Annotated in this window: 22 protein-coding genes; 13 read left to right on the top strand and 9 right to left on the bottom strand. The window is 62.1% G+C overall.

What is annotated here, in order from left to right:
* Window positions 1-46 precede the first annotated feature (46 nt).
* The 5 genes from KI617_RS16145 to KI617_RS16125 all read right to left on the bottom strand — a co-directional run bounded on the left by KI617_RS16145 (window position 47) and on the right by KI617_RS16125 (window position 5935).
* Window positions 47-1231 carry an NnrS family protein gene (locus tag KI617_RS16145; RefSeq protein WP_226447986.1) on the bottom strand — a complete coding sequence of 395 codons (1185 nt, stop codon included), beginning with the start codon at window positions 1229-1231 and terminating at the stop codon, window positions 47-49.
* A gap of 59 nt (window positions 1232-1290) precedes the next feature.
* Window positions 1291-1938: an ABC transporter ATP-binding protein gene (locus KI617_RS16140; RefSeq protein ID WP_404826825.1), complete on the bottom strand. Its 648-nt coding sequence runs from the start codon at window positions 1936-1938 to the stop codon at window positions 1291-1293.
* An 80-nt stretch (window positions 1939-2018) separates the two neighbouring features.
* A complete protein-coding gene (locus KI617_RS16135; RefSeq protein ID WP_404826736.1) occupies window positions 2019-2852 on the bottom strand; it encodes an ABC transporter permease in 834 nt (277 codons plus the stop codon).
* Window positions 2849-3844 (bottom strand): ABC transporter substrate-binding protein, encoded by a 996-nt coding sequence (locus KI617_RS16130; RefSeq protein ID WP_404826818.1) that lies wholly within the window; start codon window positions 3842-3844, stop codon window positions 2849-2851. The genes KI617_RS16135 and KI617_RS16130 overlap by 4 nt, the downstream gene beginning before the upstream one ends.
* Window positions 3845-3880: 36 nt before the next feature.
* Complete coding sequence (locus KI617_RS16125) at window positions 3881-5935, bottom strand: TonB-dependent receptor (RefSeq protein WP_226447984.1); 2055 nt, start codon at window positions 5933-5935, stop codon at window positions 3881-3883.
* Window positions 5936-6309: 374 nt separating this feature from the next.
* Between KI617_RS16125 and KI617_RS16120 the strand changes: the two genes are divergently transcribed.
* Genes KI617_RS16120 through ampD form a run of 4 tightly spaced genes read left to right on the top strand, consistent with a single transcriptional unit; the run spans window position 6310 to window position 10041 of the window.
* Entirely contained in the window at window positions 6310-6546 is a 237-nt protein-coding gene (locus KI617_RS16120; protein WP_226447982.1) for a PP0621 family protein, read from the top strand.
* Complete coding sequence (locus KI617_RS16115; RefSeq protein WP_226447980.1) at window positions 6546-8159, top strand: two-component system sensor histidine kinase NtrB; 1614 nt, start codon at window positions 6546-6548, stop codon at window positions 8157-8159. The genes KI617_RS16120 and KI617_RS16115 overlap by 1 nt, the downstream gene beginning before the upstream one ends.
* Window positions 8117-9475, top strand: a complete 1359-nt coding sequence (locus KI617_RS16110) for a sigma-54-dependent transcriptional regulator (RefSeq protein ID WP_226447979.1) — start codon at window positions 8117-8119, stop codon at window positions 9473-9475. The genes KI617_RS16115 and KI617_RS16110 overlap by 43 nt, the downstream gene beginning before the upstream one ends.
* Window positions 9475-10041, top strand: coding sequence for a 1,6-anhydro-N-acetylmuramyl-L-alanine amidase AmpD (ampD, locus tag KI617_RS16105; protein WP_226447977.1), 567 nt, complete (start codon window positions 9475-9477; stop codon window positions 10039-10041). Before KI617_RS16110 ends, ampD begins: the two co-directional genes overlap by 1 nt.
* Here the strand turns inward: ampD and KI617_RS16100 are convergent.
* Window positions 10018-11178 carry a pyridoxal phosphate-dependent aminotransferase gene (locus tag KI617_RS16100; RefSeq protein ID WP_226447975.1) on the bottom strand — a complete coding sequence of 387 codons (1161 nt, stop codon included), beginning with the start codon at window positions 11176-11178 and terminating at the stop codon, window positions 10018-10020. The two genes, ampD and KI617_RS16100, sit on opposite strands and share 24 nt — an antisense overlap.
* 61 nt (window positions 11179-11239) lie before the next feature.
* Window positions 11240-13084: a phosphoenolpyruvate carboxykinase (GTP) gene (locus KI617_RS16095; RefSeq protein ID WP_226447973.1), complete on the bottom strand. Its 1845-nt coding sequence runs from the start codon at window positions 13082-13084 to the stop codon at window positions 11240-11242.
* A 243-nt stretch (window positions 13085-13327) separates the two neighbouring features.
* Here KI617_RS16095 and KI617_RS16090 point away from each other — a divergent pair, with 243 nt between their 5' ends.
* Window positions 13328-15607, top strand: a complete 2280-nt coding sequence (locus KI617_RS16090) for an NADP-dependent malic enzyme (RefSeq protein ID WP_226447971.1) — start codon at window positions 13328-13330, stop codon at window positions 15605-15607.
* 105 nt (window positions 15608-15712) lie between these two features.
* Window positions 15713-16798: a D-alanyl-D-alanine endopeptidase gene (pbpG, locus tag KI617_RS16085; RefSeq protein WP_226447969.1), complete on the top strand. Its 1086-nt coding sequence runs from the start codon at window positions 15713-15715 to the stop codon at window positions 16796-16798.
* A 41-nt stretch (window positions 16799-16839) separates the two neighbouring features.
* Here pbpG and KI617_RS16080 read toward each other — a convergent pair whose 3' ends face one another.
* Entirely contained in the window at window positions 16840-17568 is a 729-nt protein-coding gene (locus tag KI617_RS16080; protein WP_226451898.1) for an IclR family transcriptional regulator, read from the bottom strand.
* 130 nt (window positions 17569-17698) lie between these two features.
* Here KI617_RS16080 and KI617_RS16075 point away from each other — a divergent pair, with 130 nt between their 5' ends.
* The 7 genes from KI617_RS16075 (at window position 17699) to KI617_RS16045 (ending at window position 22952) form a co-directional block, all read left to right on the top strand.
* On the top strand, window positions 17699-18430 hold the full coding sequence (locus KI617_RS16075) for a (Fe-S)-binding protein (RefSeq protein WP_226447967.1): 732 nt from the start codon (window positions 17699-17701) through the stop codon (window positions 18428-18430).
* Window positions 18430-19872: a lactate utilization protein B gene (locus KI617_RS16070; RefSeq protein ID WP_226447966.1), complete on the top strand. Its 1443-nt coding sequence runs from the start codon at window positions 18430-18432 to the stop codon at window positions 19870-19872. The genes KI617_RS16075 and KI617_RS16070 overlap by 1 nt, the downstream gene beginning before the upstream one ends.
* Window positions 19873-19874: 2 nt before the next feature.
* Complete coding sequence (locus KI617_RS16065) at window positions 19875-20573, top strand: aldehyde dehydrogenase family protein (protein WP_226447964.1); 699 nt, start codon at window positions 19875-19877, stop codon at window positions 20571-20573.
* Window positions 20573-21529, top strand: a complete 957-nt coding sequence (locus KI617_RS16060) for a D-2-hydroxyacid dehydrogenase (protein WP_226447962.1) — start codon at window positions 20573-20575, stop codon at window positions 21527-21529. Before KI617_RS16065 ends, KI617_RS16060 begins: the two co-directional genes overlap by 1 nt.
* On the top strand, window positions 21526-22185 hold the full coding sequence (locus KI617_RS16055) for a LutC/YkgG family protein (RefSeq protein WP_226447960.1): 660 nt from the start codon (window positions 21526-21528) through the stop codon (window positions 22183-22185). The genes KI617_RS16060 and KI617_RS16055 overlap by 4 nt, the downstream gene beginning before the upstream one ends.
* Complete coding sequence (locus tag KI617_RS16050; RefSeq protein ID WP_226447958.1) at window positions 22182-22592, top strand: hypothetical protein; 411 nt, start codon at window positions 22182-22184, stop codon at window positions 22590-22592. Before KI617_RS16055 ends, KI617_RS16050 begins: the two co-directional genes overlap by 4 nt.
* Window positions 22593-22736: 144 nt before the next feature.
* The gene (locus KI617_RS16045; RefSeq protein ID WP_226447956.1) at window positions 22737-22952 is read left to right on the top strand and encodes an RNA-binding S4 domain-containing protein; all 216 of its coding nucleotides are present in this window, start codon (window positions 22737-22739) and stop codon (window positions 22950-22952) included.
* 24 nt (window positions 22953-22976) lie between these two features.
* Here the strand turns inward: KI617_RS16045 and KI617_RS16040 are convergent, their stop codons facing one another.
* Window positions 22977-23267, bottom strand: a complete 291-nt coding sequence (locus KI617_RS16040; protein WP_226447954.1) for a HigA family addiction module antitoxin — start codon at window positions 23265-23267, stop codon at window positions 22977-22979.
* Window position 23268 lies beyond the last annotated feature (1 nt).

Raw genomic sequence — 23268 nt, 5'->3', positions numbered from 1 at the left:
GTCGGGGAGTTGAATGGCTCCAACAAGCTGCTGCATCTCCTGCTGGTCAGCTCGGCTCGTCGCAGCCTTGTCCGCCGTCCGGCCGTGGCCCGGCAAGATTCTGCCAGGAGAAGAAGAGATAGACGCTCCAGGCCAGTAGCCAGAGCAGGGCGGCTGTATGCAGCAGGGGCGTGAGAAAAGCGGCTGTTGCCGGCCAGCCAGCGGCGGCGCGAAGCAGCGCAGCGGCCACCAGCAGGCTGGCGGTGAACGGTAGCCAGCGCCGGTGATCGAGGCCCCAGCCGCTGTGCATGCGGCCGGCGACGGCCATGACGATAAGCACCGACAGGCCGAGGGCGCCGACCAGCAGCAGGTGTTCGCCGGCGCTGGTCAACGGGCTGTCGGCGAGCTGGCCCCAGCCGATGGTGGCGTAGCCGAGCGCCATGCACCAATAGACCAGGTAGGGAATGAGTACCCAGCGCTGGCCCAGCGCCCGGCCGACGTGCCAGTCGTTGAGCAGGTTGAAGATAGCGGCGGCCGCGGCCAGGGCGAGCCAGCCGGTGACGGCGTTGCCGGGGATCAGGAGTGCGCCGAGGCTGTAGGCGGCAATGGCGACGATGGCCAGATTGCGCCTCGGTGGCCGGGCCATGTAAGGCGCGGCGAAGCCGCCCTGGGTTTCGAGCACGTCATTGACCAGGCGCATCGAGATGCGCGACAGGGCGACGACGATGAGGATCATCAGCAGGCCGATGCTCAGCCGCAGCCAGGGCATTGCATCGCCGCCGCGATGCAGGGCGAGGTAGAAGCCGGCATGAACGATGCCGAGAGCGAGCAGGGTGTGGAAAAAGGCAAGGTGGCGCCGGCTTGGTTGTTGCCAGAGCGGTTTGGCAACGGCGGCCAGCAGTAGCGCCAGCAGGCCGAGATCGAAGGTGGCAGCGGGGAGAACGCCGAGCGTGCCGGACTGCGCGAAGGCGATGCGCCCGGCCAGCCAGATGGCGACCAACAGTTTCAGGCGACGGCGCGGAATCGGCGCGGTGCCGGTGAATTCCGGCACGGCGGTGAGCAGGAAGCCGGCGATGGAGGCGGTTGCGAAACCGAAGAGCAGTTCATGGGCGTGCCAGACGACCGGGCCGCCGGCGACCTCGGGCAGCGGCAGAATTCCGGCCAGCAGGCCGACCCACCAGGCGATGGCGAGCGCGCCATGGGTGGCGGTGAGCAGGAAGAAGGGCCGGAAGGGGCAAATCCAGATTCCCACACCCAAAGGGTGCTTCCTTCGGGGCGCGGTGAACCGGAAAAAACGGCCAAAAATGAAATTCATGCGCGCTCCGGCAAGGCAAAGGCGGCGCGGATGTCCGGCCAGCGGATGAACTCGGCGGTGCGGGCGAAGACCCAGTCCTCGTCGCGCTTGGCAAGCGGCGTCGCGATGGCGTGCTCGGCGACGATGCGCCCGGGGCTGCCGGCCATGACCAGGATGCGGTCGGCCAGGCGGATCGCTTCCATCAGGTCGTGGGTGATCATCAACACGGCACAGCCGCTGGCCACGCGCTCGCTGGCGAGCAACTGGTACAACTCGCTTTTCAGGCCGATGTCGAGGGCCGAGAAGGCTTCGTCCAGCAGCAGCAGGTCAGGCTGGACGGCGAAGGCGCGGGCCAGCGCGGCACGGCTCTGCATGCCGCCGGACAAGGCGCTCGGGTATTTGTCGAGATCGTCGGCGGTCAGGCCCATCTTCAGCGCCAGCGCGCTGGCCGTAGCGTGGCGGGCGGCGCGCGACTGGCCGGCGGCCTTGAGGCCGAGGGCGATGTTGTCGCGGGTGCGCTTCCAGGGTAGCAGGCGCGGTTGCTGGAACATCATGGCCGGTCGCTCGAAGTGGCAGTCGATGCAACCCTCCCACGGCTCGAGCAGGCCGGCCGCCAGGTTGAGCAGCGTCGTCTTGCCGCAGCCGGAGGGGCCGACCAGCGCCACCGCTTCGCCGGCCGCGACGCTCAGGTCGATGTCTTCAAGGACCCGCTGGTAGCCGAAGCGATGGGACAGCCGCGAAATGCTCAGGGATTTGATGATGCAAACTCCCGCCAGGATTCGACCCGGCGCTTGATCGGTTCGAGCAACAAGTATTCGACGGCAAGCAGGCTGCCGACCAACGCAACGATCCAGGCCATCGAAGCGGCCGTGTCGAGATGGCTGCGCGTTACGGCCAGAGCGGCGCCGATACCGTCGGTGGTGGACAGCAGTTCGGCCATGACGACGACCTTCCATGAGGTGCCGAGCGCCGTGATCCAGGCCGGGAACAGGTAGGAGACGATGTGCGGCAGGTAGACGTCGGTGAATTTCATCCACAGCGGCAACTGGAACATGCGGGCAACTTCCTTCAACTGGCCGTCCAGCGTCCGGGTGCCCTGCATGGCGCCAACGAAAATGATCGGGAAGCAGGCGATGAACACGGTAAACACAGGCGTCCCATCGCCGGCGCCGAACCACAGCAGGGCGAGGATCAGCCAGGCGATCGGCGGCATGCCGACGAGCAGGGTGACCAGCGGGCGCGCCATCATCGAGGCGGTCATCGAGATGCCGGCGAGCAGCCCGAGCAGGCTGCCCAGGGTCAGCGCCAAACCGAAGCCGAGCAGGGCGCGGCGGGCGGTGATCAGGATGTCGTCGCGCGCCGAGCCATCCTGCAACAACTGGCCGAGGGTGGCGAAGGCTTCGCGCGGCGTCGGCAGGATCAGCGAACCGAGGCTTTGTGCGGTCAACTCCCAGACGGCGAGAAAAATGAACAGGCTGGCCAGCGAACCCCAGCCGCTCCACAGGTAGTTCCCGGTGGCGGCCAGCCAGTCCAGCGCGCGGTTACGGCGCACCAGCTCGGAAAATGCCGGGGCTTTCAAGGGCGGACCGGATTGCCGTAAAAGCGCTCGTCGGGCAGCTTGCCGCCGACCAGCGCCGGGTTTTTGGCGAGCAGTTGGTTGAAGAAGAATTCCAGCTCGCCGCGCGCCGCCCAGCCGCTGACCGCCCGCATCTGGCTGACGGCCAGCGAATCGGCCACCGCTTGCGGCGTCAGCAGGTCGATGCGCTTGGCCACCATCTCGCCGCACTGCAAGGCGTTCTTCTGGCACCAATGCAGCGAGGCATCGTGGGCGGCCATCACCTTGGCCTGCAGGGCTTCATCCGCCACGGCCTTGCCGATGACCGTAATGCCGGCCTGCGGAATGCGGGTCTCGCGCCCGTAAAGACGGCCCCATTCCTGTTGCAGGTCGACACTGCGGTGGAGTTCCGGCGCGATGAGGCTGACCGGGAAGGACTTGGTTTTGCGCAGGGCCATCGACACAGCCGGTTCGGCGAGCAAGGCGTGATCGACGCGCCGGGTAATCAGCAGCTGCATGGCATCGAGCGGCGAAGCGACGTAGCGCAGGGCGAAGTCCTTTTTCGGGTCCAGCCCCTGCTTTTCGGCGATCAGGCCGAAGACGATGTCCGGCATGTCGGCCCGGAAGGGCATGGCGATTTCCTTGCCGCGAAAATCAGCCAGCGTTTTCGCCTTGGCGTCACGCGACACCAGCCACAGCACGCCCCAGGTCGACACGTTGAGCAGTTTCAGCCCAACGCCCCGGTTGTACAGGTTGGCCGCGACATTGCTCGGCATGGCGACGAAATCCGCCTTGCCGCCCAGCGCCAGCACCCGCAACTGATCCGGATCCTTCCAGACGACGAACTCGACGCTGTCGGCGACATCCTTGAGCGCCCCTGTTTCCATCATGTGGATCAGCGGCGTCGATACGGCAGCGGGTGGGCCGGCCAGGATCAGCTTGGGAAGTTTGTCGGCATGGGCCGGCGTCAGCAGCGCCAGCCAGCCCAGTGCGAGCAGGGAAAGGAAGCGGAACAGGAACAGGGGCGGGATCACAGGCTCAGGCTCTCCAGGTTAGAAACTGCCACGCCAGGCCAGTTGGAACGAACGGCCGGGCGACTTGATTTCCCAACCGGAAACGCCTTCGGTCAGGTGCTCGTGGTAGGTCTTGTCAGCCAGGTTTTTTACGGCAAAGCGCAGGCTCTGGTTTTTTGCGAACTGCCAGGTGGCGCCGAGGTCGGCAGTGACGAAGCCCGCCGTCGTGTTCTCAGCTCCCCTGGTGAATTGCGTCGCGACGCGATCCTGACGGTCGACCAGGCGAAGCGTTAAGTCACCCTTGACGCCGGGCAGCACGTTGCCCAGCCAGCCCAGAGAAATCTCGTCGGCCGGCATCTGGAACAGCGGTTCGTCAAGATCGTCGTTGGTGCCGCGCAGCATCGAGTAACCGGCCGTCAGCCAATGGCCGTTGACGAACTGCCAGCGCGCGCTGGCTTCGATGCCCTTGATTGTCGCGCTGCCGAGGTTGACCGTCTTTTTGCAGTTGGTCGGAGCAGTAGGACAGGCCGCCGTTGCGGCAGCCCCGGACAGCACCTGGCCGGTCAGGTAATTTTCGATGCGGTTGTAATACCCGGCCACCTGATAGACGAACTGGCTGTTGGCGCCTTTCAGGCCCAACTCGAACTGGTCGGCTTTCTCGGCCTCGACTTCCGGGCTGCCGGCATAGACGTAGCCATCGCCGCGCAGGCCGGATTCGTAACGCTCGCGCATGCCGGGAGCGCGGAAGGCTCGGGCATAGTTGGCATACGGGCGGAGCAGCGGGCTCGCCTCGTAGATGGCGCCCAGGCTGCCGGAAAAGGCGTTGTCATCGTTGTCCAGGCCGGTCGTGCGATTGCCCATGCGTTCTGCCGTGGATTTGACGGTGTCGTAGCGCAGGCCGGCCAGAATGTTGAGCTTGCCGAAACGCATGTCATCCTGCACGTAAGCGCCAATGGCGGTGATCTTGGCGTTCCGGAACGGGTTGTTCGATGCCAGCGTGGTAAACGGCGGCGTTTGCGACAGGTAACGATCCGGATCGCCACTCATTTCCCAGGCGTTGATGCCGAAGGACAGCAGGTGCTGCGGGTGTACCAGCCAATCTGCCTTGGCGTCGAAGCCATCGGTCTGGAAGGTGACGCGGTTGACCACCATGTCGCGGTTGTAATTGTTGGCCCAGCTGAAAATCGTGCGTTCCATTTCCTGACGGTAGACGCGCAGATCGATGTTAACCGGCTGCTCGCCAGTTCCCTTGCGGTTGTATCCGAGTTCGTACAGACGGCGCTCCTGCTCCGGCGAATGAACCACATTGGTCCCGAGCGCCTTGTTGCTTGCGTTGATCCATCGCGTCGAGCCGGGATACCAGACGTCCTCATCCTTGTGCAGCTGGGCCGAAACGCGCAATTGCTGCTGGGCATCGATGCGGAAGCGGTACTGGCCAATGAAGCTGTCGGAGTCGTAGCCGGTGCGACTGACCGTGCCTTCGGGAGATTTGTAGTCTTCGATGCGGGCCAGCGAGGCGCCGAGCATCAGCGCATGGTCACCGCTGCTGGCATTCATCACCGCCGTGCCACGCAGGCCCTTGCTGGCCGAATCGAAGGAAGCGCCGGCTTCGACGCCGATGCCGGGGACGAAACGGGCCTGCGGCAACAGCACATTGATCGCCCCGCCCAGCGCACCCGTTCCGTACAGCACCGACGACCCGCCCTTGACCACCTCGACCCGCTCGGCCATGCCCAGCGACATGAACGATGCAATGGCGCCGGCCGGCTGTGCCGAATTGAAGCGCACGCCGTCGACCAGCAGCACCATGCTTTCCTTGCTCAGCCCGCGGATGACCGGGTTCTGTCCTTGGGCGCCGTCGTTGGCGACAGCAATTCCCGGTTTGCCACGCAGGGCGTCACCCAGATTTTGTCCGCCGCGCCGGGATATTTCCGCCTGGTCCAAGGCGGTCGTCGAAATGGGTGTTTCCAGATCGGTGGTTGCGTAGCCCTTGGCGGTCACGTTAACCGGGGAAAGGGCGGTTTCCTGAGCGTTTGCCGAGGAAAAAGCGACCAACAGGGCAAACGCCAAAGGATTGAGGCGAGGCAAGTCCATTTCAAACTCCAGAGAGTGAAGGCTGGCTTGCGATGGCTGGCTTGCCTGAATTAAATAAGCAACTGCTGAAATTATATCAAATGAGAATGATTATTAATTTGACGCACGTCATTTTTGTCAAAAACTCGAATCTCTCAGTTCGCCAAGCGATTGCTTGGCTCAGGTTAAAACCTCAAGATTTTCGGTGTTTCCCCCAATTTTTGGGTCTCGCTTCCCCTCGGCTTGTGTGCGGTGCCTGGTTGGACTTCGTCGGCTGATCAAGCGCCGCTTGTTCTGCCCACCCTGGTCTTGGTGGTATGCTCAATTCAACTTGGGCTGGCAATAACCGGCAGAAAAATTACGGCGTCTCCGTAAATATTTTGTTTCTGGAATGAATGATGAAATACCTGCTGTTGTTCGCGTTTCTGGGTGTGGTCTGGTGGATTTGGTCCAAGCGCAAGGTGTCGGTGGATTCGAAACCATCGTCGACACGGCGCGTTCCGACTGAGGAAAAGATGGTGACTTGCGTCCATTGCGGCGTGCATTTGCCAGAGAGCGAGGGGCTCATCGAAGACGGCCGGATCTATTGCTGTGAAGCGCATCGGGCGGCATCCCGGTCCACGGGGCGCTGATGTCGGATTGGCTCTCCTCCACCTGGGAGGCTAACTGGCGCTCCTTCCAGTATTTCAATCTTTATCGCCTCGTTTTGGCCGGATTGTTTTGCCTGGCGATCCTCTTTCCTCATGAGTGGACTGCTCGCCTGAATTTGATGCCGTCGCTGTTGCTGTTTGGCCTGACGGGGGCCTACATGGTGGCGACGATTGCCGGGCTAGTGCTGGCGACCCATTGGCAGCATGGATTCAATCGGCAATTGTCTGCCCAGATGATGGTGGATATTGCTATCGTCTGTTCGCTGATGTACCTGGCGGGTGGCGTCAGTAGTGGATTGAGTGTGTTGCTGCTAGTCTCGCTGGCGGCGGCCAGCCTGGTGGGGCGCGGGCGTCTGGTCTTGTTCTATGCGGCGGTGGCGACTGTGGCTGTGCTGCTGGTGCAGTCCTACGGGATAGTGGCCCAGGGGTTTGATCAGGCCTCGATCGTTCAGGCCGGCTTCATCTCGGCGGGCTTCTTTGCCACGGCCATCCTTGCGCGTCTGTTGGGCCAGCGGGTGATGGTCAATGAAGATCTGGCCCGCCGGCGCGGGGTAGCGCTGGATAACCAGATTCGCATCAGCCAGCGCATCGTCGAGCGGATGCAGGACGGCGTGCTGATCATTGCCAAGGAGGGCGTGCTGAGTCGCTGCAATCCCGTAGCCAAAAATATGCTTGGCTTGTCTTCGGACGATCAGGCGGTGCTTCTGGCCAGTTGCGCTCCGGAATTGGCCGGCGCACTTCAGGTTTGGGAGTCCGGAGGCAATGAAGACGGACTTCTTTTTTGCGGTGCCGAAGGCCGGGATTTGCGTGCCCGTTTCGAGCGGACACCAAGTTCGGATGGCGAGGTGCTGGTCTTCCTTGAGGATGTCGGGCGGATCAAGGAGCACGCCCAGCAGTTGAAGCTGGCCTCGCTGGGCCGCTTGACGGCAAGTATTGCCCACGAGATACGCAACCCGCTGTCAGCGATTGGCCATGCCGGCGAGCTGTTGCGCGAGGAGCGCCGTGGTGAAATGCAGGAACGTCTGCTGCGTATTCTTAACGATAACGTGATCCGGCTTGACCGGATCGTGCGCGATATTCTGGAGTTGGGGCGGCAGAATCGCGCCGAGCCTGAATTGTTGCAGGTGGGCGAGTTCTGCGCGAATTTTGTCGAACACTTTTTGGCAACGGAGAATTTGTCTCCGGATATCGTCTTGCTCAAGGCATCTGGGCCACAGAACATCTGTTTTGATCGCTCCCATCTGCACCAGATCTTGTGGAATCTGGTCAGCAACGCGCTGCGTCATTCGACCAAGGGACCAGGAGCGGTACGGATCGAGGTGCTCGGCGCCCAAGGTGAGGGACGGGTAGAATTGCATGTGATCGATGATGGTCCGGGGGTTCCGGAAACCGTGCGCGAACAGATTTTTGAGCCATTTTTTACGACGCATACTCAGGGGACTGGCCTGGGGTTGTTCATCGCCCGTGAGCTTTGTGCAACCAACGGTGCGAGCTTGGAATTGATGGCCTCGGGTTCCGGGGCGCATTTCATTGTGGCAGGGAGAAACGATACGTGTCAGTTGTCAGAACCGAACGGCGTCCGCGCGGCGAATTAAGCCGGGTTCTCGTTGTTGATGACGAGCCCGATATCCGTGAACTGATCGATTTAACCTTGGCTCGCATGGGCCTGGCCACCGAGTGTGTGGGTTCGGTGGCTGAGGCGAAAGCCGCGCTTGAGGCCGATGATTTTCAGCTCTGCCTGACCGATATGCGCCTGCCGGATGGCGAGGGGCTGGAAATCGTTCGCCTCATCACCGAGCATTACCCCCAAACGCCGGTAGCTGTCATTACCGCCTATGGCAGCGCTGGAAATGCCGTCGCCGCCTTGAAGGCGGGGGCTTTCGACTATCTGGCCAAGCCGGTCGGGCTTGAGCAACTACGCGCGCTGATCAAGTCTGCCTTACGTTTGCCAGGCGGCGGGCAGGGGGACGATGAAGATCCCCTGCAATCGCTGATTGGCGACTCCCCGAGCATGCAGCAGGTACGGGCGATGATCGAGAAGCTGGCGCGCAGCCAGGCGCCGATCTACATTTCCGGCGAGTCCGGCAGCGGCAAGGAGTTGGGTGCCCGATTGATCCATAGCCGCAGCGCTCGAGCGGCAGGGCCCTTCGTTCCGGTTAACTGCGGGGCGATTCCGGAAAACCTGATGGAAAGCGAATTCTTCGGTTATCGGAAAGGGGCATTTACCGGCGCCGATAGTGAGCGCGAGGGATTTTTCCAGGCCGCCAACGGGGGTACGCTGTTCCTCGACGAAGTGGCTGATCTGCCGCTGGCCATGCAGGTCAAGCTGCTGCGTGCCATTCAGGAAAAACGGGTGCGCAAGGTGGGTAGTGTGGCCGAAGAGCCGGTAGACGTCCGGATCATCTGTGCGACCCATCGTAATCTGCGCGATCTGGTCGAAAAGGGCGGCTTCCGGCAGGACTTGTATTACCGGCTGAACGTGATTGAACTCCGCATGCCGCCCTTGCGCGAACGCCTGGAGGATATTGCCCCGCTGGTTGATGCCATCCTGCGGCGAGTTTTCGGGGAGGCTACGCCAAAACTCTCAAACGGCGCGCTGAAAGCGCTGGAGTTCTATTCCTTTCCGGGCAACGTGCGCGAGCTGGAAAACATCCTGGAGCGAGCAACGGCCCTTTGCGCTGGCGATACCATCGAAGTCGACGACCTGCATCTTGGTCCCGAGGAAATGCCGGGTGGTGAAGCGCCGGGGCGGGGCAGCGAAACTCTGGATGAATATCTGAATCGCCTCGAGCGTCAGGCCATTCTGGAAGCCTTGCAGAAGGCCGAGGGGAACCGTACGGCGGCGGCCCGTCTGCTTGGCGTGACCTTCCGCTCCATGCGCTACCGGCTTGAGCGTCTGGGCATCGAGTGATGGCGTGGCAGGCGGACGGCTGGCTGGAGGGGGCTGACTGGCTGCCGTCGCCGAATTTTAGCGAGCGACCGGCCGGGGAGGCAGTATCTCTGGTCGTGATTCACAACATCAGTCTCCCGCCCGATGAATTCGGGGGTAACTGGGTCGAGGACTTCTTCCTCAATCGGCTGAATCCTGACGCGCACCCTTATTTTTCGACCATTGCCGACTTGCAGGTATCCGCGCATTTCTATGTCCGGCGGAATGGCCGAGTCATTCAGTTTGTCGGCTGCGACCGGCGTGCCTGGCATGCCGGGCAGTCCTGCTGGTGCGAGCGTAACAACTGCAACGATTACTCGGTGGGCATCGAGCTGGAAGGCTCGGATAGCCAGCCCTATACCGCTGAGCAATACACCTCGTTGTGGGGCTTGCTGGACGCCTTGCGTGCGCACTATCCGATTATGGCCATCGCCGGCCATTGCCATATTGCCTCTGGACGCAAGACCGATCCGGGGCCTTATTTCGACTGGGTGGCCCTGCGTTCACGCTACCCGGGGCTGGAACTACCGGCCGAAATAGCGGCTTAGGCGTTCCACTGCCTCGGCCAGCCGCTCAACGCCGGTGGTGTAGGCGAAGCGGATGTGCTTCTCGGGCTGGTTGCTGCCAAAGTCAAGGCCAGGGGTGGCAGCGACCCCTGTCTTCTCCAGCAGATCCTTGGCCAGCGCGAAGCTGTCATCGGCCAGCACCGAGCAATCGCAATACAGATAGAACGCGCCTTCGGGGCGGGCCGTGATGCGGAAGCCGATTGCCTCCAGCGCCGGGGCAAGGAAGTCTCGGCGGCGACGGAATTCGCTGCGCCGACTTTCGAGGATGGCGATGGTGTCAGGCTCGAAGGCTGCCAGTGCCGCATGCTGGGCTGGCGTCGAGGGGCAGAGGGTGAGGTTCTGGGCCAACTTTTCGACATCGCGGACATAGGCTTCTGGAATGACCATCCAGCCGAGGCGCCAACCAGTCATCTGGAAATATTTTGAGAAGCTGTTGATGACCCAGATATCTTCGCCGGCAGCACATGCCGTGGGCGCTTCAATCTCGTAGGTCAACCCGTGGTAAATCTCGTCGACCAAAAAATGGCCGTTCTTTTCACGACAGACATCTGCCAGCCCGGTGATCTCCGGGAGCGTGAGCAAGGTGCCGGTCGGGTTGGCCGGAGAGGCAACCAGCAAACCCACGGTGCTCGGCTTCCAGTGCCGGCGCAGCAGTTCCGGTGTCGGCTGGAAGTTGGTGTCCGGGCCGACCGGGATGTTCTGTGGTCGCCCTTCGAAAGCCCGCAAAATGTGCCGGTTGCACGGGTAGCCGGGATCGGTCAGCAGCCATTCGCTGCCCGGGTCGGCCAGGCAGGCGAAGGCCAGGTTCAGCGCCCCGGAAGCCCCGTTGGTGACGGCAATGCGTGAGGCCGGAACGGCAACTCCGTAGCGTTCGCGATAAAACTGGCTGATTGCCTCGCGCAATTCGGGCAGACCGAGGGCCTGGGTGTAGAGGGTTTTCCCGCTTTTGATCGCATTGATCGCCGCGTTGGCGATAAGCTCAGGTGTCGGGAAGTCAGGCTCGCCCACTTCCATGTGAATGATGTCGCGCCCCTCGGCTTCCAGCTGTCGAGCCCGAGTCAGCAATTCGACGACGTGGAAGGGCTCGATATCTGCGAGGCGTTGGGCGGGGCGGTACATGTGGTTCTCCAAAGTAAAACGGCCACCCCGAGGTGGCCGTCGATCATAGCAAGAACAGAAATTAATCAGCGTTCTTGAACAGTGCCATTTCGAACAGTTCGCGCTTCAGGGTGAATTCGCGCGGCAGCTTTTCACCCATCTTGTCGAACCACTCCTTGTGGCCGGCCAGTTCGGATTTCCAGGCATCGGCATCGATGTTGGTCAGGCTGTTGAATTCTGCCTTGTTGATGTCCAGACCAGTCCAGTCGATGTCTTCGAATTGCGGCATCCAGCCCAGCGCGGTTTCCTTGGCGGCAACCTTGCCCTTGCAACGCTGAACGATCCACTTCAGGACGCGCATGTTGTCGCCGAAGCCCGGCCACATGAATTCGCCCTTTTCGTTCATGCGGAACCAATTCACGCAGAAGATCTTCGGGGCGGCATCAACGGTCTTGCCCATCTTCAGCCAATGGTTGAAGTAATCGCCCATGTGGTAGCCGCAGAACGGCAGCATGGCGAACGGGTCGCGGCGGACAACGCCCTGCTGACCGAAGGCGGCAGCAGTGGTTTCGGAGCCGAGAGTGGCGGCCATGTAGACGCCGTAGTTCCAGTTGAAAGCTTCGTACACCAGCGGCACGGTGGTGGCGCGACGGCCGCCGAAGATGAAGGCGGAAATCGGCACGCCGGCCGGGTCTTCCCAGGCTTCGTCAACCGACGGGCACTGGTTGGCCGGGGCGGTGAAGCGGGAGTTGGCGTGGGCGGCCTTCTTGCCGGCTTTGCCGTCTTCCGGCGTCCAGTCGTTACCTTGCCAGTCGATCAGGTGATCCGGCGCCTGCTTGGTCAGGCCTTCCCACCACACGTCGCCGTCGTCGGTCAGCGCGACGTTGGTGAAGATGATGTTTTCCTTCAACGTGGCCAGCGCGTTGAAGTTGGTCTTTTCCGAGGTGCCCGGAGCGACGCCGAAGAAACCGGCTTCCGGGTTGATGGCGTAGAAGCGGGTGACGCCATCTTTGTCGACGCGCGGCTTGATCCAGGCGATGTCGTCGCCGATGGTGGTGATCTTCCAGCCGTCGAGCGTCTTCGGCGGGATCAGCATGGCGAAGTTGGTCTTGCCGCAGGCCGACGGGAAAGCGGCTGCAACGTAGCTCTTTTCACCTTCCGGCGATTCGACGCCGAGGATGAGCATGTGTTCGGCCAGCCAACCCTGATCGCGGGCCATGTTGGAGGCGATACGCAGGGCAAAGCACTTCTTGCCAAGCAGGGCGTTGCCGCCGTAGCCGGAACCGTACGACCAGATTTCACGGGTTTCCGGGTAATGCACGATGTACTTGACGGTCGGGTTGCATGGCCACTTGGCATCCTGCTGGCCCGGCTCGAGCGGGGCGCCGACGGTGTGGATACAGGGCACAAATTCGCCATTGGTGCCAAGGACGTCGAAGACGGCCTTGCCCATGCGGGTCATGGTGCGCATGTTGACGACGACGTAGGCGGAGTCGGTGATTTCGAAACCGATGTGGGCGATCGGCGAGCCGAGCGGCCCCATGGAGAAGGGGATGACGTACATCGTACGGCCCTTCATGCAGCCCTTGAAGATGCTGTTCATCGTTTCGCGCATCTTGGCCGGGGCTTCCCAGTTATTGGTCGGGCCGGCGTCTTCTTTGTTCTCGGAGCAGATATAGGTGCGGTCTTCGACACGGGCTACGTCGGACGGATCGGAGAAGGCGAGGAAGGAATTCGGGCGCTTGGCTTCGTTCAGCTTGATCAGCGTGCCGGCCTCTACCATTTCCGCGCACAGGCGGTCATACTCTTCCTGCGAACCGTCGGCCCAGTGGATACGGTCCGGCTGGGTCAGGGCGGCAATCTCGGCGACCCATTTCTTCAGGCCTTCGTGTTTGACGTAATCAGGTGCATTCAGCGGTGCGGTCATGGCGATGTCTCTCTCTAAGTTACTGAAATAGCTAGGTTTCACGCCAGTCGCCGGGAGCTGCCACCAAGACTTAGAGCGGCGAGGGGCCGTCGGCTGGGAAGCCCGTAATTATGCATCAACTCAGGGTAAACATCTACTTGACTTTGTGCCTCTAAGTGATACCCGAGGGGCTTGAATGAGCTGTTGCATGGTATGATTTTCCGCGATTCGAGATGGCATTTCACGATATAAAACGGAGGCGACATGGATTCACGGCAATTACGCGAAGCAGCTCTCTACTATCACCGCGAGCCCAAGCCGGGCAAGATTGCGGTGACCCCAATCAAGCAACTGACCAATCAGTACGACCTGTCGATGGCTTATTCGCCGGGCGTCGCCTTTGCCTGCGAAGAAATCGTCGCCGATCCGCGCGAAGCGAGCACGCTGACTTCCCGGGCCAACCTAGTTGGCGTCATCACTAACGGTACGGCCGTCCTTGGCCTCGGTGCGATCGGTCCGCTCGCTGCCAAGCCGGTCATGGAAGGCAAGGGCGTGCTGTTCAAGAAGTTCGCCAACATCGACGTCTTCGATATCGAAATCGAAGAGCGCGACCCGGACAAGCTGATCGACACCATCGCCTCGCTCGAGCCGACTTTTGGCGGCATCAATCTGGAAGACATCAAGGCCCCCGAGTGCTTCTACATCGAGAAGAAGCTGCGCGAACGCATGAAGATTCCCGTTTTCCACGATGACCAGCACGGTACGGCAATTGTCGTCGGCGCGGCCATCCTGAATGGCCTGCACCTGATCGGCAAGGACTTGTCCAAGGTCAAGATCGTCACCTCCGGTGCCGGTGCTGCGGCGCTGGCTTGTCTCGACCTGCTGGTCATGCTCGGCGCGCCGCCGAGCAATATCTGGGTGACCGATATCAAGGGCCTAGTCTATGAAGGCCGCGTCGAAGAAATGGACGAAATCAAGGCGCGCTACGCCAAGGTCACGGATTCCCGGACGCTCGGCGAAGTGATCGCCGATGCCGATGTTTTCCTCGGCCTGTCGGCAGGTGGCGTGTTGAAGCCAGAGATGGTGGCCAAGATGGCAGCCAACCCACTGATCATGGCGCTGGCCAATCCGACGCCGGAAATCACGCCGGAACTGGTCAAGAGCGTCCGCAGCGACGCCATCATCTGCACCGGCCGTTCTGATTACCCCAATCAGGTCAATAACGTCCTGTGCTTCCCCTTCATTTTCCGCGGCGCCCTCGATGTCGGCGCGACGACGATTACCGAGGAAATGAAAATGGCCGCCGTCAAGGCGATTGCCGAACTGGCCCGCGCCGAGCAATCGGAAGTGGCAGCTCGCGCCTATGGTGAGAAAGTCGCCAGCTTTGGTCCCGAATACCTGATTCCGAATCCGTTTGACCCGCGCCTGATCGTCAAGATCGCCCCGGCGGTCGCCAAGGCGGGCATGGATTCTGGTGTCGCGACTCGACCGATCAAGGACTGGGACGCCTATATCCAGGGCTTGAACGAGTTTGTCTATCACTCCGGCATGATCATGAAGCCGGTCTTCTCGCAGGCCAAGATGGCGCCGAAGCGCATCGTCTTTGCCGAAGGCGAGGACGAGCGCGTGCTGCGTGCCGTGCAGGTGGTTCGTGATGAAGGCATTGCCAAGCCGATCCTGATTGGTCGCCATGCCGAAATCAACCGCCGGATCGAAGCCGCCGGACTGCGCATTCGTGAAGGCGAGGATTTCGAGGTGGTGCACTCCGATAATTCCGCTTTCTTCGACGAGCACTACGAGGAATTCTGGACGACTTACCACGGCTTGATGGAGCGTAAAGGGGTCTCGCCGGACTATGCGCGGCGCGAAGTGCGTCGTCGCAACACGCTCTATGGCGCGCTGATGGTTCGTCTGGGTTACGCCGACGGTTTGATTTGCGGTACCTTCGGGCGTCATGAGACGCATCGTGAATATGTGCAAAGCGTGATCGGCACCCGGGCCGACCATGATCGTTACTATGCGATGAACCTGCTGATGTTGCCGGAGCGCACCGTGTTCATCGGCGATACCTACGTCAACTACGACCCGAGCGCCGAACAGTTGGCTGACATGACTTTGCTGGCCGCAGAAGAAATCCGCAATTTCGGTATCGTGCCAAAGGTGGCGCTGCTTTCTCACTCCACTTTCGGAACCGAAGACACGCCAACCTCGGTCAAGATGCGCGATGTCCTGGCCCTGTTGAACCGGCGGGCGCCGGATCTGGAAGTCGAGGGCGAAATGCACGGCGATGCCGCACTGGATGAGCGTATTCGTCAGGCGGCCTTCCCGAATTCTCGTCTCAAGGGGCAGGCCAATCTGCTGATCATGCCGACGCTGGATGCGGCTAATATCTCCTTCAACCTGCTGAAGGTAGCGGCCGGGGATAACCTGACTATTGGTCCGATCCTGCTCGGGGCCGCCAAGCCGGTCAATATCCTGACGCCGACGGCAACCGTTCGCCGCATCGTCAATATGACTGCACTGACCGTTGTCGATGCGGTGTGACCAACTGCTTTAAGTTGTTGTTGTATCTATCTATTTTTTATTGATATTTCCATATCTCCTGCTAAAGTAAGGTAAACTTTGCCCGATGTTGGCAGGAGATAGTAAATGAAACATAAACTGAAGGCCGCCTTGTTGGTCGGCGCCTTGTTGGGCGTTGGCATGCAAGCCCCCGTTGCAGCTGCGACGGCAAAGAAGTCCGAGCAGCAGGTCGCGAAAAAAGGAACGGCAAAGGCGGCGAGCAAGGCCCCCCTGGCCGCCAAGTCGGCTGGCAAACAAGCGACGAAATCAGTTGCCAAGGCAGCGCCGACCGGGAAAGCTGCAGCCCAGTCCCGTCACACCGGGAAAACCGTTGTCGCCCATTCCGCCAGGCCTGCCGCAAAGCCGATTCGTCACGCCTCGATGATGGACATGGATGCCGATCCGAGTCGTCTGGCGCTCTATTCGGCCTCGGCGCTGGTCATCGATCAGACCACCGGTCAGGCCATGATCGAAAAACAGCCAGATCTGGTGGTGCCGATCGCCTCCATTTCCAAGCTGATGACCGCCATGGTCGTTCTGGATGCCAAGCTCGACCTGCAGGAACTCATCGCCATTGGCGATGCAGACGTCGATGGCTTGAAAGGGACACGTTCGCGCTTGCCGGTTGGCACAACCATGACCCGCGAGGCAGCGATGCTGCTGGCGTTGATGTCGTCGGAAAATCGCGCGGCCAACTCCCTGGGTCGGCATTACCCTGGCGGCCTGCCCGCTTTTGTCCAAGCAATGAACAAGAAGGCGCAAGCCTTGGGCATGTACAACTCGCGATTTGAAGAACCGACCGGTCTGTCGAGCAATAACGTCTCGACCGCGCACGATCTGGCCCGCATGGTGGCGGCTGCCGCGCGCTACCCGGAAATCCGCCAGTATTCGACGACGGCGGAAGCCAGGGTGGAACTGAACGGACGCATCCGCGACTTCCACAATACCAACGCGCTGGTCCGCAACGACAACTGGGAAATTGGTGTTTCGAAGACCGGTTATATTTCCGAAGCCGGGCGTTGTCTGGTGATGCAGGCCCGCGTGGCCGACAAGCCGGTCGTGATTGTGCTGCTCGATTCGAACGGCAAAATGACCCGGGTTGGTGATGCCAACCGGATCAAGCGCTGGATGGAAAGTGCCGGTCTGGGATCTGGATCGCGCCGCCCGGCGTAATTGCCTGAACGAAGCAAGTCAAAGGCCGCCGCGAGCGGCCTTTATCTTTTTTGGCCGGTGTAGCCGAGGGTGTGGGAGACGGCGTCGGCCGTTTGCTTGACCTGGCGAGCCCAGTCGGGATCGTGCCGGTCGGCCGGGGCGGAAACGGACAGAGCGGCAACGACTTCGCCGTCGTGGTCGTAGATCGGGGCGGCGACGCATTTCAGGCCCATTTCGGCTTCTTCGTCGTCATAGGCAACGCCATGCCGGCGCACCTTGTCGAGCTCTTTCTCGAGTGCGGTCAGGGTGGTCAGCGAGTGCGGCGTCTTGCCGGGCAGGCCGGTACGCTTGGCGTAGTCACGAACTTTTTGCTGGCTCTCGGCGGCCAGGAACAGCTTGCCGAGCGAGGTCAGGTGCAGCGGGGCGCGGCCACCGACGAGATAGACGACACGAACGAGGGCGCGGCCGGACGAGGTCCGTTCGAGATAAACGATATCGTCGTCGTGGCGGGCGCCAAGATTGATTGCTTCACCGATCTTTTCATGCAGTTCCTGCATGAAAGGAAGGGCAACCTCGCGCATGTTGATCCGGGATTTGACGATGCCACCCAGTTCGAGCAGGCGGATGCCGAGGCGATAAGTGCCGGCATCTTGACGTTCGACAAAGCGCGCATTGCACATCGCTGCCAGAATGCGGTGCGCTGTCGAAGGATGGAGTTCGGTGGCCTGGGCCAGTTGTTTCAGGCTTGCAGCTTCCGGAGACGCGGCGAGGGCATCGAGCAGCGACATCATGCGCTCGATGACCTGAATTGAGCCGGGCGCTTTCGCGGACCCGCTGGCAGCTTCGGACAACTGGATTCCTTTATTGGTGTGGTTTGAGTAGCATTAGCCACTTCATTTTCTTGTGCGCCGCAATATTAGCATGCGCTTAGCCTTGTACGTTACCTGTCTGGTCGACCTGATGCGCCCATCCGTGGGCTTCGCAGCCTTGCGCCTGCTGGAGTCTGCCGGCTGTGCAGTCGTCGTGCCGGAAGGCCAGACCTGCTGTGGCCAGCCAGCCTGGAGTGCCGGAAACAAGGTGCTTGCGGCCGATCTGGCCAAGAAGGCGATTGCCGAACTGGAGGGCTACGATTATGTGGTGATTCCCTCCGGCTCCTGCACCGACCAGATCCGCAATGTCTATCCCCAGCTGTTTGCTGCTGATGCACATTGGGGGCCGCGTTCGCGGGCCATTGCCGAGCGGACTTATGAGCTGACGACCTTTCTCGCCGATGTGCTGAAGTTGCCATCGGCGCTCGCCGAGTTCGATGGCTCGGTGACCTATCACGATTCCTGCAAGGGGCTGCGTGGCCTGGGCATCAAGCGGCAACCGCGCGAATTGTTGATGAAGGTGAATGGCCTGTCGTTGAAGGAAATGACCGATTGTGAGGAGTGCTGCGGTTTCGGCGGCGCCTTCTCGGTCAAGTTCGGCGACGTATCGACCAGGATCGTCGATCGCAAGTGCGATTCGATTGCGGCGGCCGGGGCGGATGCCGTCGTTGGCGGCGATCTCGGGTGCCTGATGAATATCGAGGGTCGCCTGCGTCGGCGCGGTGATGAAACGACCCGCGTCCTGCACATCGCCGAAGTGCTGGCCGGCGGGGGCGATTCCTGATGTCGGCCGTCAAACATTCGCAGGCCATGCATTTCCAGGCGCGGGCTGGCGAGAAGGTGCGAAATCCGGTACTGCAACGTGCCCTGCAGAAAGCCAAGCCGCTGTTCGTCGGCAAGCGGGCCAAGGGTGTCGCGGCGCTGGCCGACGATGGTCTCGACTTCGAGTTGTTGCGCACGACCTGCGAAGGCATCCGCAATCGAACGCTGGCTGATCTCGATGTCTGGCTGGATATTTTCGAGGAGCGGGCCAAGGCAACGGGCGCCGAAGTGCTGTGGGCACGCGATGGCGATGAAGTCAGCCAGTTGGTCGTCGACATTGCCCGTCGCCATGGCGTGACCAAGGCGGCCAAATCGAAGTCCATGCTGTCGGAAGAGGCGCATCTGAACGAGGCGCTGGCGGCAGCCGGCATCCGGCCGGTCGAGACCGATCTGGGCGAGTACATCGTGCAGCTGGCCGGCGAGACGCCGTCGCACATCATCGCGCCGGCCGTGCACAAGACCATCGAAGAAGTCGAAGCGCTGTTTGCCAAGGAGCATGGCCGGCCGATCGAAACGCGGACTTCGGCCGATATTCCGGCGATGACCCAGGAGGCACGCGCCGTATTGCGCCAGCACTTCCTGACGGCCGAGATGGGCATCTCCGGTGCCAATTTCCTGATTGCCGAAACCGGTACGGCCGCGCTGGTCACCAATGAAGGCAATGGCCGCATGGTGACGACGCTGCCCAAGGTGCATGTCGTGGTCACCGGCATCGAGAAAATCGTCCCGACGCTGGAGGATTTTGCGACCCTGATGCGCCTGCTGCCACGTTCGGCGACCGGGCAGAGCATTTCCAATTACGTCTCGCTGCTGACCGGCACCAAACAGCCGGGCGACCAGGATGGTCCGGACAAGACGGTCTTCATCCTGGTCGACAACGGTCGGGCCAATTTGCTCGGCTCGGCCTATCAGGACATGCTGCGCTGCATCCGCTGTGGCGCCTGCATGAACCATTGCCCGGTGTATTTTTCGCTCGGTGGCCACGCCTACGGTTGGGTTTATCCCGGGCCGATGGGCTCGGTGCTGACGCCGCTTTATACCGGCATCGAGAACGCCCTCGACTTGCCGCATGCTTCGACCGGCTGCAACCAGTGCGGCAGCGTCTGTCCGGTCAGGATTCCTTTGCCGACCTTGATGCACCGTCTGCGCGAGGAGCAGGTTGAACGCGGCTTGCGCCCGTGGTCGGAGCGTCTGGCCTTGAAAACCTGGGCCTGGATCGCCGGCAAGCCGCTGCTTTATCGCTGGCTGACCCGCCGCGCGGCGCGCTACCTGAGCTGGCTGGCCGATGGCGAGGGCCGTATCCGGATTCTTGGCCTGGCGCCGGAGTGGACCGCTGGACGCGATCTGCCGGTTGCCGGTGGCCAAACCTTTCACGAACTTTACGCAGCAAGAAAGAGAGCTTGAACATGGAATTAGCCCCTGACGGCCCGATGGCCATTCCGCTTTGGATCAACGGCCACGCCTTTTTGACGGTCACCGATTCCTTTTTTACCGTGACCAATCCGGCCACCGGTGAAGCGATTCGTCGGGTGCCGCTGTGCGGCGCCAGCGAGGCGGCCGAGGCGGTAAAGGCCGCTCAGGCAGCGCAGCCCGAGTGGGCGATGATGGGCATGCCGGCCCGGCGCCATTGCCTGGCCAATCTGGCCGAGGCGCTGGATCGCTACACCGGACATTTCGCCAAGCTGCTGGTCCAGGAATGCGGTTTTGACGAGGCCCGGGCAACGGCCGAGGTGGGCGAAGCGGTGGCTGCGCTGCAAGGCGCTTTGGTCGGCCAGACCGGCGTGCTTGGCGTGGTCCTTGACGATTCCCGGCCGCTGGCCAATTTTGCCGAAGCTATTGCGCCGGCACTGATGGCGGGGGCGACCGTGGTCGTCAAACCGAGCCCGAAGGCGCCGTCGGCCGTCTATGCGCTGTGCGAACTCTCGGCTCGCGCCGAATGGCCGGCCGGCGTGCTCAACCTGATGCAGGGCGATGCCGCGGCGATTGAAGGTTTGTGCGCCGGCGGCGTCGATCGCCTGATTTATAGCGGCCATGCCGCGCTGGGCGTGCAAGTCGGGGCGATTGCCGAGGCGGCCGGTACCCCGTTTGAAATGAAAGCGGCCTGATGTTGCGTATCGTCCAGCTCGAAGGCGAATCGCTGATCGCCGAAGTTCGGCGGCCGCCTTTCGCCCATGACCGGGTCGAATACGCGAAGACCTCGCCGGGGCAGGTTGTCGAGCGTCTGGCCGGGGCAGCGATTGCCATCACCAACAAGGTGGCGATCAATGCGGCAGCCATCGATGCCTTGCCTGACCTGAAAATGATTGCCGTGTCGGCCACCGGGACCAATAACGTCGATCTCGACGCCTGTCGGGCGCGCGGCATCGTCGTTTCCAACATCCGCGGTTACGCCGAACACACCGTGCCGGAACACGTCATGGCGCTGCTGCTTGCCCTCTCGCGCAACCTGATCGCCTGGCGGGAAACCCTGCAGGCCGGCGGCTGGCAGCGGGCTGAACAGTTCTGTCTGTTCGACCATCCGATCCGCGATCTGCATGGTGCAACGCTGGGGCTGATCGGCAGTGGCACGCTGGGCAATGGCGTGGCTCGCCTGGCCGAAGCCTTCGGCATGTGCGTGCTGCGCGCCGAGCGCAAGGGCGCGATGGCCGTTCGACCCGGCTACACGGCGTTTGCCGAGGTGCTGGCCGAGGCCGATGCGATCAGCCTGCATTGCCCGCTGACAGCGGAAACCACTGGCCTGATCGCCGAGCCGGAATTGCGCGCGATGAAACGTTCTGCCTTGCTGATCAACACGGCGCGCGGCGGCATTGTCGATGAAGCGGCCCTGGTTCGGGCGCTCAAGGAAGGCTGGATTGCCGGCGCCGGCTTCGATGTGCTTACCGCCGAACCGCCGCCTGCCGGGCATCCGATGGTCGATCCGACCTTGCTGGCCCTGCCCAATTTCCTGCTGACGCCGCACGTCGCCTGGTCCAGCCGACCGGCCATGCAGACGCTGGCCGATCAGCTGATCGACAACATCGAGGCCTTTGTCGCCGGCGCGCCAAGGAATCGGGTCGCATGAGCGCCAAAGACGAAATCCTCGGCCGCGTCCGACACGGCGTTGCCAAGGACGATTTTGCCGGGCGCCGGGCCGCCGCCGTAGCGTCGCTGGCGAATGCCGGACGCGGGCCGCAACCGAGCATGGCCGGCAATCTGGCCGAACGCTTCCGGCTCAAGGCGGAAAGCCTGTCGAGCACCGTCGCGGTCGTGGCCCGACGGGAAGATGCGCCGGCGGCGGTGGCGGCTTACCTGGCCGCGCACGGCATCGGGCAGCAGGCCGTGGTGACCTCGGATGTCGCCTGCCTGGATTGGGCCTCCAGCGCTTTGCAGGTCGCCGCAAGGGCGGCTGAAGATGCCGATCTGGTGGGCATCTCCGGCTGCTTCTGTGGCGTCGCCGAAACCGGCACCCTGATGCTGCTCTCCGGCCCGGAAACGCCGGCGACGGTCAGCCTGTTGCCGGAAACGCATATCGCGCTGGTCGATGTTTCGCGTATCGTGGCAACTATGGAAGACGCCTTCGCGCTCCTCCGCGCCGAACGCGGCAGCCTGCCGCGCGCCGTCAATTTCATCTCCGGGCCTTCACGGACCGGCGATATCGAGCAAACCATCGTCCTCGGCGCGCACGGGCCTTGCCGGGTGCATCTGATCCTGGTTGGAGCCGGCGCCGTTGCGCCATGACTGATCACCAAGCGGACAATCCCCCGGTGCCGCGATCCGAGCGAATTTCGGCGCGGACTGTCTGGGCCTTGCTTGCTGTGGCGTTTATCCCGCTGGCCGTCATCCTCTATTCCGTCAACGAATCGGAGACGGCGCACGAAGCATGGCGCCAAGCCTGTCTGGCGCCGGGAAAAGAGATCATCGACGTCGCCGGCCGGGGGCGCGAGTACGACCGCGGTTTCTATCTGGAGGCCGGCGCATCTTCTCATTACCTCGGCATGACGTGCGATGGCAGGCGTGCTGCCTGCCTGGACAGCAATCCGGGGAAACGCCGGCTCACCGCCAGCGTCGGCCAGCCGGCCAGCGCCCGCTTGTGCGACGGCGAAGTTCTCAGCTACCGGGTCGCCGGCAGCGAGTTCTACAAATGAACCTCGGCGGGCGCCGGCGTGCTTTGGCGTCACGAAACTTTGCCGATACTATCTTCACCTGGCCGCGTGCCAGCCAAATTAACCACCCTCCTTAGCGCTGACCCTTGTGAGTGTTGGGGCGGTCTGAACTGATCGGAAACCATTGTGAGCACCACCTTTGCCGTGCGCGGCGAATACATCCAGTTGGATCAACTGTTGAAAGCCACCGGCCTCTGCGAATCGGGCGGCGCCGCCCATGCGGCAATTGCCGAAGGGCGGGTCAAGGTCGATGGTGCGGTCGACACGCGAAAACGGGCCAAAATGCGGCCCGGTCAGGTGGTCACCATTGGTGACGAAGAAGTGGTGCTGGTCGCCGAATAGGCGCTTTTAGTCGAGTCGGCGAGCTCAAGCGACGCGCTGTAGCGGCCGTACTTCCTCGGCGATCTGCTCTGCGCTCTCGCTAGCCGCCTGTTTCAGGTCGAAAGTGCTCTGCAGATTCAGCCAGAACTGCGCTGTCGTATCGACATAGCGCGCCAGTCGCAGCGCCGTGTCCGGCGTCACCGCCCGTCGTTCGCGGACGATGTTATTGATTCTCGGGGCGGGAACGTGCAACGCCATCGCCAAGGCATTGGCCCTCATACCCAGCGGTACCAGAAATTCCTCGCGGAGGATTTCGCCGGGGTGGATTGCGCGCATT

The sequence above is a fragment of the Ferribacterium limneticum genome, assembly GCF_020510625.1.
Lineage (GTDB): Bacteria > Pseudomonadota > Gammaproteobacteria > Burkholderiales > Rhodocyclaceae > Azonexus > Azonexus limneticus_A.
This window is presented reverse-complemented; position numbering and strand designations above follow the sequence as displayed.